General features: G+C 36.0%; 12 protein-coding genes and 1 pseudogene. 4 read left to right on the forward strand and 9 right to left on the reverse strand.

The genetic code is table 11. The features are described 5' to 3' along the window. The gene (locus DOK78_RS15695) at positions 1 to 570 is read right to left on the reverse strand and encodes an NUDIX hydrolase (protein ID WP_207871600.1); all 570 of its coding nucleotides are present in this window, start codon (positions 568 to 570) and stop codon (positions 1 to 3) included. Positions 571 to 799: 229 nt separating this feature from the next. On the opposite strand from DOK78_RS15695, the gene DOK78_RS15700 reads away from it, so the two are divergent. From DOK78_RS15700 to DOK78_RS15710, 3 genes are all read left to right on the forward strand, one after another. Continuing rightward, positions 800 to 1462 (forward strand): helix-turn-helix transcriptional regulator, encoded by a 663-nt coding sequence (locus DOK78_RS15700; protein WP_207871601.1) that lies wholly within the window; start codon positions 800 to 802, stop codon positions 1460 to 1462. Positions 1463 to 1629: 167 nt separating this feature from the next. Next, positions 1630 to 2289, forward strand: coding sequence for a 5-bromo-4-chloroindolyl phosphate hydrolysis family protein (locus tag DOK78_RS15705; protein ID WP_207871602.1), 660 nt, complete (start codon positions 1630 to 1632; stop codon positions 2287 to 2289). A gap of 65 nt (positions 2290 to 2354) precedes the next feature. Further along, positions 2355 to 3548 (forward strand): toxic anion resistance protein, encoded by a 1194-nt coding sequence (locus DOK78_RS15710; RefSeq protein ID WP_207871603.1) that lies wholly within the window; start codon positions 2355 to 2357, stop codon positions 3546 to 3548. A gap of 234 nt (positions 3549 to 3782) precedes the next feature. Here DOK78_RS15710 and DOK78_RS15715 read toward each other — a convergent pair whose 3' ends face one another. The 7 genes from DOK78_RS15715 to DOK78_RS15745 form a co-directional block, all read right to left on the reverse strand. Next, the gene (locus DOK78_RS15715; RefSeq protein WP_207871604.1) at positions 3783 to 5159 is read right to left on the reverse strand and encodes an amino acid permease; all 1377 of its coding nucleotides are present in this window, start codon (positions 5157 to 5159) and stop codon (positions 3783 to 3785) included. A gap of 25 nt (positions 5160 to 5184) precedes the next feature. Further along, positions 5185 to 6045 carry a GRP family sugar transporter gene (locus tag DOK78_RS15720; RefSeq protein WP_207871605.1) on the reverse strand — a complete coding sequence of 287 codons (861 nt, stop codon included), beginning with the start codon at positions 6043 to 6045 and terminating at the stop codon, positions 5185 to 5187. A gap of 99 nt (positions 6046 to 6144) precedes the next feature. Then, positions 6145 to 7170, reverse strand: coding sequence for a two-component system sensor histidine kinase SapS (sapS, locus tag DOK78_RS15725; protein ID WP_207871606.1), 1026 nt, complete (start codon positions 7168 to 7170; stop codon positions 6145 to 6147). Positions 7171 to 7178: 8 nt separating this feature from the next. Next, a complete protein-coding gene (gene sapR, locus DOK78_RS15730; RefSeq protein WP_207871607.1) occupies positions 7179 to 7853 on the reverse strand; it encodes a two-component system response regulator SapR in 675 nt (224 codons plus the stop codon). Positions 7854 to 7962: 109 nt separating this feature from the next. Then, complete coding sequence (locus DOK78_RS15735) at positions 7963 to 9453, reverse strand: phosphomannomutase/phosphoglucomutase (protein ID WP_207871608.1); 1491 nt, start codon at positions 9451 to 9453, stop codon at positions 7963 to 7965. Between the two features lie 105 nt (positions 9454 to 9558). Further along, a complete protein-coding gene (locus DOK78_RS15740; RefSeq protein ID WP_207871609.1) occupies positions 9559 to 11340 on the reverse strand; it encodes an ABC transporter ATP-binding protein in 1782 nt (593 codons plus the stop codon). After that, a complete protein-coding gene (locus DOK78_RS15745) occupies positions 11341 to 13080 on the reverse strand; it encodes an ABC transporter ATP-binding protein (RefSeq protein WP_207871610.1) in 1740 nt (579 codons plus the stop codon). 175 nt (positions 13081 to 13255) lie between these two features. Between DOK78_RS15745 and DOK78_RS15750 the strand changes: the two genes are divergently transcribed. Beyond that, positions 13256 to 14083, forward strand: a complete 828-nt coding sequence (locus tag DOK78_RS15750; RefSeq protein ID WP_207871611.1) for an AraC family transcriptional regulator — start codon at positions 13256 to 13258, stop codon at positions 14081 to 14083. 18 nt (positions 14084 to 14101) lie between these two features. Here DOK78_RS15750 and DOK78_RS15755 read toward each other — a convergent pair. After that, positions 14102 to 14599 (reverse strand): annotated as a pseudogene (locus DOK78_RS15755) (phosphoenolpyruvate carboxykinase); the annotation flags it as partial.

Consider the following 14599-nt stretch of genomic DNA (forward strand, 5'->3'; position numbering starts at 1 on the left):
TTATACCCTCCCTTGAGCAATCAACAATTCCCAATACTGAATCGCAAAAATTGTTTTAGCGTCACAGATTGTTTTCTCTTGAATCGCTTGTTTTGCTTCTGTCAATGTCCATTCATAAACTTCTAAAACTTCATCTTCGTCTTGTGCCAATGGATTATCAACTTTTTTTATATTTTTAGCGTAATAGACGTGCAATAATTCATTAGCAAACCCTGGTGATAAATACATAGATGCCAAATGTTCCATGCTCTCAGCACGATAGCCTGTCTCTTCTTCTAATTCTCGTGCGCCTGTTTCTTCTGGATGGCGCCCTTCACCAGGATCAATTTTCCCTGCAGGAATTTCAAAAATAACTTGTTCTAAAGGTTTTCTAAATTGTTTGACTAAAACAATTTTATTTTCATCAGTTAACGCTAACACACCGACTCCTCCTGGATGAAAAACCAGTTCACGTTTCGCTGTTTGGCCATCTGGTAAACGAACTTCATCTAACGCAACATCGATAATTTTCCCGTGAAAAATTTCTTTACGTGTAATTGTTTTTTCTTCAAAATCTTCATAACGAAGCATTGTGTCACCATTCTTTCTTGATTTATTCATTATCACTTAGTTTACCATAGAAAAGATGAGATTTCCTAAGACCTAAGATAGAGTTTTATAAAGAAAATGAAGAAAATTGCGTTATTTTCTCGATAAAATGAGCAGAAAATTAAATTACGAATAGAAAAAGCCTCATAATTCCTCTATAATAAGAATAATAAGCAATTACTGTAGCCGTAAATACGCTAGGAGGAAAGCGATGAAATCCCTTGGAGAACAATTAAAACAATACCGCATAGATAACAATTGGACGCAACAAGAACTAGCCGACAAACTGGCTGTCTCACGTACAATGATTTCTAATTGGGAAAGCGGCAAAAGTTTTCCTGATTTGGACTATTTGGTTTCTCTCAGCCGACTATTTGATGTACCACTTGAAAACTTATTTTCTAAAGATACTTCGGTGGTCAAAAAAATTACTCATGAACAAAAACAAAATCGCTTAAAAGGTTATCTTATTTTAGGATTACTTACCGTTATTTTTTTCTTAATCGGTGGATTGGCTTTAACGTATCAAGGCTCCAATTTTTCACAAATTATGACCGCACATGAGGTTTCTATCACTCAAATTCCACAAGAAAAGCGAGAAGAATGGCTTCCCGTTTCTTTTACAGATACAAAAGAGCAAACAGTTCCTTACCTTTCTACACGAGCTTTATTAGGGATAAAATCAGTGGTTAACGGTTCAGAGACGGCGTCAGTTAGTTTGCGAATTACTCGTCTTTCTGATAATCAAAAAATCGGTGAATATATACTTGAACCAAATGCACAGCAAGCTTTACCAAATTTACAACGCAATGAAAAATATTTAGTCGAAATAAGTAGTGATGCAGAAACTTGTATTTTAAGTTTTATTTCTTAACAAATACATCGGTTGAAATACAAACATTTCTTATAAATTTCCTAAATTCATAAAAATCCACCGCAAGTCGGATACTTTTATTTTCAGTTACATGCTAAAATAAATTTATAACAACAACAAATTTAAAACAGCATGTTGTATCCAATAAATTTAGGAGGAATGAGCAAATGAAACGTTCAACTTGGACTGTTATTGGTCTTGTCACTATCGGTGCAATTGTTTTTGGCACGATGTTATCCGATTACTTCCCTGTGCTTTTACTAATTGGTGGCGTTCTACTGGTTGTGTATGGTTTCAAAGGAAAATCAGCACCCGTTTCAAACAATAGCTTGCCTGTTTTGTCCAAAAAACGGGAACAAACTTATCTGGACAGTGGCATGTCTTATCGTGAGATTGAATTTTTCCGTGAAACATTAAATCAAGCGAAAACAGAAATTGAAAAATTACAAGCCAACATTAGTCAAAATGCTAAATTGAAGGCAATTGATTTACGTCATGATACAATTAGAGCAGCAAAAGCTTTATTTAAAGAATTAGTCAAAGAACCAACTCGTTTAAACGAAGCAAGTCATTTTCTTTATACTCACTTACCAAATATGGTTGATTTAACTGATAAATATTTAGAAATCAATAATCACGAAATTAAAAGTCGTGACACATATGAAAAAATGGAAGAAAGTATCCAAATCATCGATCAAATGGCTTCATTAATCAAACAAGATTACCAAAAATTTGTATCGGATGATTTAGAAGAATTAGATGTAGAGTTATCAATTGCCAAACAAAGTATAAAAAGAGAAAATCAATATAAAGAAGAAGTGAGATAAAAGAAATCTTTTGTCTCATTTCTCTCGAATAAAACAAGGTTTCTATCAAAGGAGGAACTACATATATGACTGACACACCTAAGACAGATGTGACTGATACATTAGAAGATTTATTAAGTGATCCATTTGCACCAAATTTAGACTCATTAACAACTACGCAAAAACAAGAGATTTCATCTTTACAAGAGCAACAAAAAGCACCTAGATTAATTGACCAATTACCAGAAAGCCGTCAACAACAAGCCAAAGAATTAGCGTCAAAAATCGATGCGACTGACCAACAAGCCGTAATTACTTATGGTGCCGCTGCTCAAACAAAGTTAAGCGATTTCTCTCAATCAATGTTAAATCATGTGCAAGCGGCTGATATTGGTCCAGTGGGTGATTCATTGACAGAATTAATGTATCGTTTACAAGAAGCCAATCCTGATGATTTACGTGCTGGTGAAGGTAGTATCTTTAAGCGTATGTTTGGTAAAGTTAAACAATCTATCTTTGAAATTACTGCAAAATATCAAAAAATCGGTGCCCAAATTGATAAAGTTGCGGTGAAGTTAGACAAAGAAAAAGAAGGTTTGTTAAAAGATAATTTAATGCTGGAACAACTTTATAATAAAAATAAAGATTATTTCGATGCTTTAAACATCTACATCGCAGCCGGTGAATTAAAAATGGAAGAATTACAAACAACTATCATTCCTGAAGCCTTAGAAAAAGCTCGTCAAACTGGCGATCAAATGGATGTGCAAATTGCGAATGATTATTCACAATTTTTAGATCGTTTAGACAAACGAACACATGATTTACGTTTAGCACGTCAAATTACCATTCAACAAGCACCACAAATTCGCTTGATTCAAAATACAAACCAAGCATTAGCAGAAAAAATCCACGCATCAATTAATACAGCAATTCCTTTATGGAAAAACCAAGTAGTAATTGCTTTAACTTTATTACGTCAAAAAGATGCCGCTACTGCGCAACGTCAAGTTTCTGAAACAACGAATGATTTATTGCGTAAAAACTCAGAAATGTTGAAAGTTTCTGCCATTGAAACTGCTCGTGAAAACGAACGTGGCATTGTTGATATTGAAACCTTACAACAAACACAAAATGATCTAGTAGAAACTATTCAAGAAACCTTGCGTATTCAACAAGAAGGAAAAGAAAAACGCCGTAATGCCGAAGTTGAATTAGGGATGATGGAAGAAGATTTAAAACAACGTCTATTAGAAATTACATCTGGCAATCAAAATTAATTTTTTGAACCAATTACTTAAATAGTAGTTGGTTCTTTTTTAGCTTCTAAAAAAAGAACGTTCTAAAAATATACGACAAGATAAAACCTGTAATCAGTCCAGCAATGGCAATCAAGATGTTTTTGGTTCGCTTTTTCATATCGCTCCTCCTTTTCGCTACTTCTAGTGTAACACAGATAAATTTCTGCCTGCTAAAACAAAAAAACTGTTGGCACCTTTAACGTGCCAGCAGTCTTATTTTTTATTTAAGTGACTATGTTGATACCCATACACAAAATAAATAAGTAATCCTAAAGCAATCGTAATTCCAAAAACAATCCATGTGACTGCACTAAAACGTGTCATTAAAAAAACACAGGAAATCACTGATATAATCGGTAATAAGGGTACAAAAGGGACTTGAAATTCTCCTTTTTTTGGCGAACCTAGTTGTTTACGTAAGCGTAAAATCCCTAAAGACATCATCACCAAACACGCTAATGCGCTAATATTTGTTAACTCTGCCAAAATCGTCAAGGGAAAAGCTGCCGCAAAGAATAAAGCAATTCCGCCTGCTACATAGGTGGCATTTTTAGGTGTTCGACGTTTTTCATCAATCTTTTGTAAAAAGCTAGGTAACAAACCATCTTTGCTGATTGCATAAATCAAACGTGCTAACGAATACAACATCGAAATAGTTACGGTTAATAAGGTTAAAATTGCTCCCACAGAAATAATGGAACCAACCACTCCTTGATTAACATAACGCATCGCAAATGCAACAGGATCACCAATTCCTAATTGTTCAAACGGCACGATTCCGGTTAAAATCATGGTTACGGTGATATACAGCAATGTCGCAATCACAATTGCCCCAATAATCCCTTTAGGAATATCTTTTTGAGGATTTTTTACTTCTTCTGCAGCCATTGAAATGGCATCAAATCCTAAGAAAGCAAAAAATACCAAAGCGGCACCATCCATTATCCCTTTCATTCCATTGGGCATAAAAGGTTGCCAATTAGTAGGATCCACGTAGAAAACACCTACTACAATAAATAAAATGATGATGCCAAATTTCACCCAAACCATCAAATTATTTAATCGTAAGGCTTTTTTCGCTTCCTGAGTTACCCACAAGGTGATAAAGACGACGACTAATGCAGCAATCAAATCAATATAGGTGCCTTCTTGGGGATTGTAGCTGGCAGTTAACGCTTTTGGCAACGAAAGGTTAATACTTCCCAAAAAGCCTTGCAAATAACCAGACCAGCCTGACGCAACCGATGACACAGCTAACATGTATTCGCAAATTAAAAACCAACCTGCCATCCAGGCACTTAATTCTCCAAAAACGACATACATGTAGCCGTATGGTCCACCAGAAATGGGAACTCGTGAGGCAAATTCAGCAAAACATAAACCACTTAATATCACAACGATCGCAGCAACAATAAATGAAACACTTAATGCAGGTCCTGCGTAATTGGCTGACGCTTGTCCTGTTACTACAAAAATGCCGGTACCAATGACTGCGCCAATCCCAAGCATAATCAAATCTTTTAGCGTTAGCTCTTTCGTTAAATAGCTTACGACCTGTTTATTCACTGACTTTTTTCTAAATATCTTCATGTGTCCTCCATCTGTTAAGTTCTTATTACGCTGCCTTTAAATAACCTAACAATAATCCGCCAATGATGACCATGAAACAACCCAGAATCACATAACGGAACTCCTTCTTCGTTTTACTTTCTCCTAAAATAAAAATACCGCCTAATGTCGAGATGATAATTCCCATTTGTGATAAAGAGAAGCCAATTGCTAAACCGATTTGTTGGACGGTCATCAACATACAAATATTACCGATACCCCATAGTAACCCTGAAGCCATATTTTTCCACACGAAAGAATCAATAGTTACTTTTTTAAAGGCAAACATACTGGCACCAACTATCATCCCCATACTTTGAGGGAGAATAATTGCCAATGGATCTAATTCTGCCCACGTAATGATAATCGTGTAGGCACCATATCCAATTGTTGAAAAAATTAAGGCTCTAAATCCTTTACCAAAATCATAGAAACGACCGGTTTTTTCTTTTTCATCATCTTGGCGAGCAGTTAAATACGCACCAAACACTAAGAAGAATAACGCTAAGATTCCAATCGTAAAATCACGGGTTTGTGTCCACTCATGGAAAAAGACAGCTCCTGCTAAAGTGTTCAATGCAAGCTGCATCCCAGTTGACATAGGTAATCCCACCGATACCCCCATGTATTTCATGCCATGGAATTGTCCATTTTGTCCAACAGACCAAAATAGTCCAGATAAGAATCCTATCAAACAAATCCACGGGGTGATGGTTGGTTGTAAAGTAATAAATAATACGAGAGAAAATAGAAACGCACCGATCGTCATTCCTAATGTTTGTTGATTGGCATCGCCACCAATTTTCCCACTAACTAGCCCAATACTTCCCCAAGCAAGCATTGGTACTAACGCAATTAAAATAGTCATATGAACTCCATTCTGTTAAAAATTAATAAAAATACCGTATTAGTCTAACAATGAATGCCTGATTATGACAAGAGTAACATGTGTTATATGAGAGAACTTTTAGCGTTCTTCTTCATAATAACTTAGCATAGGGAAAAATAAGATCATCTTGGTGCCGATACCCACTACAGATTCTGCGGTTAACTCCACTCCTAGTTGCTTCGCTAAATTTTTAGCCAAATATAATCCAAGTCCAGTTGAATGCGTCTGCGCGTTTCGACCATTTTGTCCAGTAAAACCTTTATCGAAAATTCGCCGCATATCTTCTTCTGGAATACCGATGCCGCTATCTTCAATTTCCAATTGCACCCCTTCGCGTTTCTTTTGCAAATGAATCGTAATGGTGCCATTTTCCAATGTATATTTAATTGCATTACTCAATAGCTGGCGAAAAATAAAACTAATCCATTTTGGGTCAGTCAATACCTGCTGATCCTCGCCTTCTACAGTGAAACGAATATTTTTTTGAATAAAATAATTGGCTTGACTCCGTAAGACAGGTTGAATTATTTGTTTAAGGGATGTTTCTTGAATTAAATAATCCTTCGTAAAACTATCCAAACGAGCGACATAAAGAACTTGGTCAACATATTCATCAATGCGATGCAATTCATTTTCTAATGCAATGTATTTATTATCATCAATATCAAATTCAATCGAGCGTAATAATAACTGACTAGCTGCTAACGGTACCTTGATTTCATGGACCCATGAATCAATATAATCTTTTTGTTCGTCTTGGTTGGTGACTACCTGTTGCATATTCTCTTGATGTTCACGAATGACTTGGTTAATAAATTCTTGTTCTAAACGCTCTTCTTTACTTCTGGCAGTTGAAAGATATTTTTGCAACACACTATCGCCTTTGTGAAAGGAAAGCTCTTGCCACCAACGTCGCTTCGATAAATAATGAACAGCTAACATAATGCCTAAAACCACACTTTGCATTAAAATTAAATACCAAAATGTCCCTGTACTTAGCTGCACACCAGGTGATAGCCAAATAACAAACATGGTTAGCACCACAAAAAGAAACCAGCCGATAAATACCCACCACTGATCTTTTAAATAGTTAAAAATATTCATCGCTCACCTCACGGAATAATATAGCCTTGACCAACCTTCGTCTCAATATATCCTTCGACTCCTGCTTGTTCGATTTTACGACGCAATCGATTGATATTCACCGTTAACGTATTATCATCCACGAAGCGTTCATCGTCCCATAGTGCGCGTAATAATTTCTCGCGACTCAAAATTTTCCCATGATTTTTCATTAAGATATACAATAAACGATATTCATTTTTACTTAAATCAATCACTTCCCCATTTACGTCAACACTACCGTTATCCACATTTAATACTAAACCATTGTGACTAATTGTCTCGCTATTGTTTTCAACATAATTATATGATCGACGCAACAATGCATTAATTTTGGCAACCAACACATCGAGTTCGAATGGTTTAGTAATAAAATCGTCCGCTCCCATATTCATCGCCATAATCATATCCATATTGGTATTTCGACTTGAAATAAAAATAATTGGAACTTTTGAGATCTCACGAATTTTTTGACACCAATAATATCCGTCAAACACTGGTAAATTAATATCCAATAAAATCAATTGAGGGTCTTCGGTTTTAAAATCCAACAAAACTTGATGAAAATCAGTCGTCCCAAATGTTTCAAATTGCCATTTTTCTAATTCTTCCATAATTAACTGACGAATCACTGCTTCGTCTTCTACAATCATAATTTTTGCCATGTTCGTGCCTCCTTGTCTTCTTTACTGTACCAAATTTCTAGTATTTAGACCATTGATAATCCATACAAAAAAGCCAAGAATTCTATTTCTAAAATTCTTGACTTTTTATTTAAATAAGTGGCAATAATTTTTCTTGATTAACCTCTTCATAAGCCTTTAAAAATTGATGAATTTCACGTAAGACACTTGGAATAATGCCAGCTTCATCATTTTCTACTTGTAAAACTAAGAGTGGTTCATGCAAGCTCATACGCAATAAGAACCAACCAGATCCAAAATCATCTGATAATTTAAAGCGAATACCTTCATCGTTTTCAGGGTCAACCGTCCAACCAGCAACTTGATGGTTAGCAAGATCTTGAATCACTGCTTCGCCTAGTTTACGATATTCATCGGCTTCCAATTTAAAACGTACTTCTTGTGCCTCGGCAGGTTGTTTTAAATCAGCAATTAAACCTTCCAATGTTTGATTTTCAGCTTGTAATTGTGGCAATAACATTAGAATTTTGGCAATCACATAGGCACCGTCATCTAAGAAATAATTTTCTTTAAAGGCCGCATGACCACTGGTTTCGATCGCTAGTTGAGAATCGATTCCGGCTTCATTTAACTGAATCGCTTTGTTAATGACATTCCTATACCCTGAAATGTAACGAACCTGTTTCCCATTTAGGGCTTCAATAAAGGCCTTTAAATGGTCTGTGGTTGGCGAATTGGTTACAATACTTGTTCCAGGATGTTCAGCTAACACAATTCGGCTCAAGACAGCAATTAAATTATTTCGATTTAACACATCTCCCGTTTTAGTAACAACTGCTGAACGATCGACATCCGTATCAAAAATAACACCTAAATCGGCTTGATTTGCTAAAACAGCTGCTTGAATACTTGCCATCGCCTCTTTGTTATCTGGATTGGGAATATGGTTAGGAAAATTCCCATCTGGTTCCAAAAATTGCGAACCAGTTGTGTCTGCTCCCAATGGTGCTAACACTTGATCTGCAAAGAAACCGCCAGCGCCATTTCCAGCATCTACAATAATGTTTAATCCTTTTAATGGTTCTTGCGGTGCGCCCTCAATTCCTTGACGAATTTTTTGAACTAAATCGTTGGCATACGGTGTTAAAATGTCGGCTTGGCGCACACTGCCTTTTTCGGCGTTAATTTCATCGGTATGACTTAAAATAAATTGAATATCTTCTTTTTCAGCGCCACCTTGGCGACTAAATATTTTGACACCATTAAAGTAATAAGGTAAGTGACTCGCTGTCAGCATGACACCTGCATGACAAGCAAATTCTGGAAATTGTGTACTCATAAACATTGCGGGAGTTGTCGCTAAATTAAAATCAATTACATCCACTCCTTGACGAGTCAGCGCATCAATTAAGGCTGTTTTTAGACTGGCTCCACTTAAACGACTGTCTTGCCCAATTCCAACAACAAGCGGTGTCTCATCTACTTTGGTACGTAACCAATGAATCAAACCTGAAGCAATTTTTTCCATCGCAGCTGGTGTTAAATTAGCTGGATACTCTTCGGTCGCAATCGCAATACCGCGAATGTCTGAACCATTTTGCAATTTTTCTAATGCTGTCATGTGTTTTCCCCCTTCAATCATGTTGCGCTTTCATTATAACAAAAAAAATCGCATCTATCGCGCTTTTTAGGTATTTTTTACTAAAAAGTTTGATAGATGCTTTTTTTAATTAGTATGAATCAAATCATATTGCGATTGATATAAATGATGATATTTGCCTTTTAGAGTCATCAATTCATCATGCGTTCCTGCTTCAACAATTTGTCCTTGATCTACATAAAAGATCTGAGAACTATTTTTAATTGTTGATAGTCGGTGAGCGATAATAAATGATGTCCGACCTTTTAATAATTCCTGCAACCCTTTTTGCAAAAGCTCTTCTGTTTTTGTATCAATGCTAGATGTTGCTTCATCTAAAATCAAGATTTTAGGATCTGCCAATAATGCACGTGCAAAAGAAATCAATTGACGTTGTCCTGCAGAAAGGGTGCTTCCTCTTTCTTCCACGACCGTTTGATAGCCATCTTTTAATTCTGAAATAAAGTCATGCGCACGTACAATTTTTGCTGCTGCAATGATCTCCTCTTCAGTTGCATCTAATTTTCCATAGCGAATATTTTCTAAAATCGTGCCACTGAAAACAAACGTATCCTGCAGCATCACACCCATTTGCGTTCTTAGAGAATGTAAGGTCACCTCTCTGACATCATAACCATCCACCTTGACGCTTCCTTCATTAACATCATAAAAACGACTCAATAGATTGATAATCGTGGTTTTCCCTGCTCCAGTTGGCCCCACTAATGCAATGGATTGCCCTGGATTAATATGAAACGACACATGATTTAAAATATTTTTGCCTTCTTCATAACGGAAAGTCACTTCATCAAAATCAACTTGTCCTTTAATCGATGGTAAAAGTTTCGCATCTGGCGCATCTTGAATATCCGGTACTTCATCCATTGTCTCAAAAATTCGTTCTAAATAAGCTGTTGCGGTTACTAAAGAGTTGTAAAAGTTCCCAATACTAATAACCGGATTCCAAAAATTATTAATATAACCAATAAACGCAATCAATGTCCCCGTTGAGACATCCACGCCCATTTGACGAATCCCTAAAAAATAAATCAAACAAGTGGTTAATACAGAGATATTTTGAACACCTGGCCATAATAAAAATTGGATTTTGACAGCGTGCATCCACGAGGTTCGAAATTCTTCACTGACTTCATTAAAAACTTCATAATTCTTTTTCTCACGTGCAAAAGATTGGGTAATTTTAATACCAGCAATACTTTCATGAATGTAGGCATTCAGATTGGATTGCTTATTACTCAACGCTTGATAAGCTTTTCGTTGCTGACTCGTAACTACCATCACCAAAACAAACAAGACTGGCAACAGCGCTAGACTGTATAAAGTTAATTTGACATCGATAAAAAACATAAAAATCAATGTAATAATCACACTAAAAATATCTGAAATTAAATTAATGAGACCGTTACTTAACAAATCACTTAATGTATTGATATAGTTGACCACGCGAATCAAAATTTTCCCGTGTGGACGATTATCAAAGTATGAAAACGGCAAGCGTTGCAAATGTTCAAAAATTGAAGAACGCATATCTTTTAAAATATCTTGACCGATTTCGGTAATCGCCAAAATTCGGTATTTCATACACCAGGCAATCACAACCAACGAGACTAAAAAGATTGCGCCTAACCCTAATAATAATTGAACGTTCCTTTGGGGAATGACATCGTCAATCGCAATTTTAGTGAAATAAGGTCCTAACATTCCAGCCGTATTTGCTAAAATAATGACAAATAGGACTTTAAAAATTGCTGTTTGATAAGGTTTGATATACCCTCCTAGTCGCTTATAATGCGACCAGTTAAATTCGCGGGTTAATTCCTCATCCACATCAAATTTATTTCGTGCCATCTATTCCACCTCCCCATCAACTAAACCCAGTTGTTTCTGATAAACATCATAATAAAAACCTTTTTTCGCAACCAGTTCTTGATGTGTTCCGGCTTCGATAACTCGTCCTTTTTCCATCATTAAAATCAAATTGGCTTCACGAACAGACGAAATCCGGTGAGCAATAATAAAGGTCGTTTTCGCATCCGTTAATGCAGTTAATTCTTTTTGAATTTTAGACTCTGTTTCCATATCCACCGCAGATGTTGTATCATCCAAAATCAAAATTGCTGGATCTTTCGCTAACGCTCGCGCTAGAGAAATCCGTTGTTTTTGCCCACCTGATAAACCAACACCACGTTCGCCGACAATCGTTTCATATCCTTCTGGCATTCGGCTGATAAAATGATGAGCATCAGCAATTTCAGCGACTCGTTGGATATAAGCTTCATCCGCATAAGGATTACCAAAAGCAATATTATCTTCAATCGTATCCGAAAATAAAAAGACATCTTGCATAACCATCGAAATATTTTCGCGTAATTGTCGGACTGGATAACTTTTCGCATCTTTCCCATCAATCAATACACGGCCATTAGTTGGATCATAAAACCGTGCCACTAAATTGACTAACGTTGTTTTACCTGAGCCGGTTTCACCTAAAATTCCTAAGGTTTGACCAGGGGCAATTTTAAATGAGACATCTTCTAAGACGTTACTATTTGGATCATCTGAGAAATGGAAAGAGACATGGTCGAATTCCACATATCCTTGAATAGTTACCTCATCTTCGCCTTCCACTGGAATGGTTGCTTGAGTATTCATCATTTGACGAATCTTAATACATGATGCAGAAAAACGTTGCACATCATTAATCAACCAGCCACTCATGCGCATAGGTTGATTGAGCATCCATAAAAAACCGTTAAAGGTAATCAGATTCCCTAGTGACATCTCCCCTTGAATGACAAACCAACCACCCAAAATCAAGGTCGTTAAATTTAAACTGCCTGCGAGCATATCCAACCAAGGTAAATATTTTGCCGATACTTTAGCAGATTCCATGTTTTTTTGTTTATAATCTTCATTGTAAGCATGGAATTTTTCAATTTCATAAGGCTCTCTAGCAAATGCTTTAACGACACGGTTCCCACCAATATTTTCTTCTACCATCGAATTCAAACGAGAAAAACTTTCACGAATTTCAAAGAAGACTGGATGCGCTTCTTTTGACATTTTCATCGTTAAGAAATAAATAATTGGCGTAATCACCACTAATGCAACCATTAAAGGAAAATTAATGGTTCCCATCATAATGATAGCTGTCGCAAACCATAACACACATTCAATAATGTTATAAGACACCCACGAAACAAAATGACGAATAGCATCCGTATCTCCAGTCATTCGTGCCATAATATCGCCTACACGTGTATGGTTAAAAAAGTCAAAATCTAATTCTTGTAGCTTTTTATACATATCTTTCCGTAATTGAAACAATACATTTTGACCAATACGCTCAAAAATCATTTGATACGCATAACGAACAATGGTCCTAAAAAGTGTAATCCCAATCATCACGCCTAGTAGCGGCAACAATAATTGACCTTTTCCTTGTTCAATAACTTGATCGACCAGCATCCCTGAAACAACTGGATTTACGATAATTAAAATGGAATTCACGACCACAAAAATAAGAGCTATAAGCAGACGAACTTTATAAACTTTGGCGTAATTCCAAATCCATTGGAAATTATTCATAGACATCCCTCCAAACTGTCCTTTGTATTCACTATCATACCGTTATAATTTTCAATTAGAATGGAATATTCTAGTTAGAAAGATGGAGATTTTTGCCATATTTAAAATAGGTATTTTCTGCTTTTCATTAATCAAGTTGTTATTTTACGCTATAATAAAAAAAAGAGGTGAGTGAATGGACATCCAAGAGTTTAATCCAAAAATTTATTATGCATTTGATGTGTGGAATCCTGAAAACAATGCCAACGGGAAACACCATCATGATTTTTTCGAAATTTCTATTATTTTAGAAGGTGAAGCATCTTATTTTTTTAACCAGCAGTGGCAAACCGTACGAGGTGGCGATATTTTATTATTTAATCCAGGCGTTGAACATGCCGAACGTCAACTGCCTAAAACTTATTCGCATCAACTGCATATCGGGATTGGTAGCTTCGAATTGGAAGGGCTTTCCGAAAATGCTTTTCCCAATCAAGAAATTATTTTAACTAGTCAAGAAGACCAAATTAAAGTCTTTGACAAAGCCTGGCAACTAATCAACGAATTCGGTCACCATAATATCAACTTGATTTGTAAAGGATTGATCTACGAAATGATGGGGTTGATTTTACGTTGTTTAGAACAAAATGAACAAACTGAGCCTTCTATTTTAAGTAAAAACGAACGACTCAAACAAGCGGTTCAACTGATTATTACGTACATTGAAAATAACTATGCCCAAGAAATTACAATTGAACAATTAGCAACAACTCATTATGTCAGTCCAACCTATTTATCTAAAATTTTTAAAGAAGTGACCGGCGTTTCGCCGATTAATTATTTAATTTTGATTCGTTTACAACAAGCACGACAACTTTTAATGACAGAAGAATATCCAATCAAAGAGATTGCTCGTGCCGTGGGTTATGAAGATGCCTACCATTTTAGCAAATCCTTCAAAAAGCAATACGGTGTTTCGCCCTCTGCCTTACGCCAAAAAAATTCGCAGGAAATGCCTCGATAACACATTTCCTGCGAATTTTTATTTCATTCTCTTTAAGGAATCAATTACATTTTCCATCGCTTGTGCAGCTTCTTCTGGTAAACGGTTGAAGTCATTTTGCTTTAATATGAAATCAAGTCGGTTTTGCATTCTTGCTTGCACTTTTTCCAAATAAGTCACCTGGGTAAAATCAACGACAAAATCATCTAAAGGTAAATAACTTAATCCGTCAATTGAATCAAATGGTACAAAAGCGTCGGGTTGTTCAATAATTGTTTCAATACTTGCCAACGTTACCTTTGCGGGAATATTTTTGCCATTAAACGCATCTGTATTTAAGATATAACAATCTGTCGCTTGCTTTTGAAATAACTCACGAAAATTTTGATAATCTTCACCTAAAGGATAACTACGGAAAGGATTAGCATATGGTTCAATAACTAGCGCCTCCAAGTCAACCTCTCCGACTAAATTTTCTGCTGTACTTCGTTTGGTTGCTAATGTTAACCCAAATACAGCTGCCAAAACTGGATCGTC

This window comes from Enterococcus sp. DIV2402, assembly GCF_017426705.2.
Lineage (GTDB): Bacteria > Bacillota > Bacilli > Lactobacillales > Enterococcaceae > Enterococcus_F > Enterococcus_F lowellii.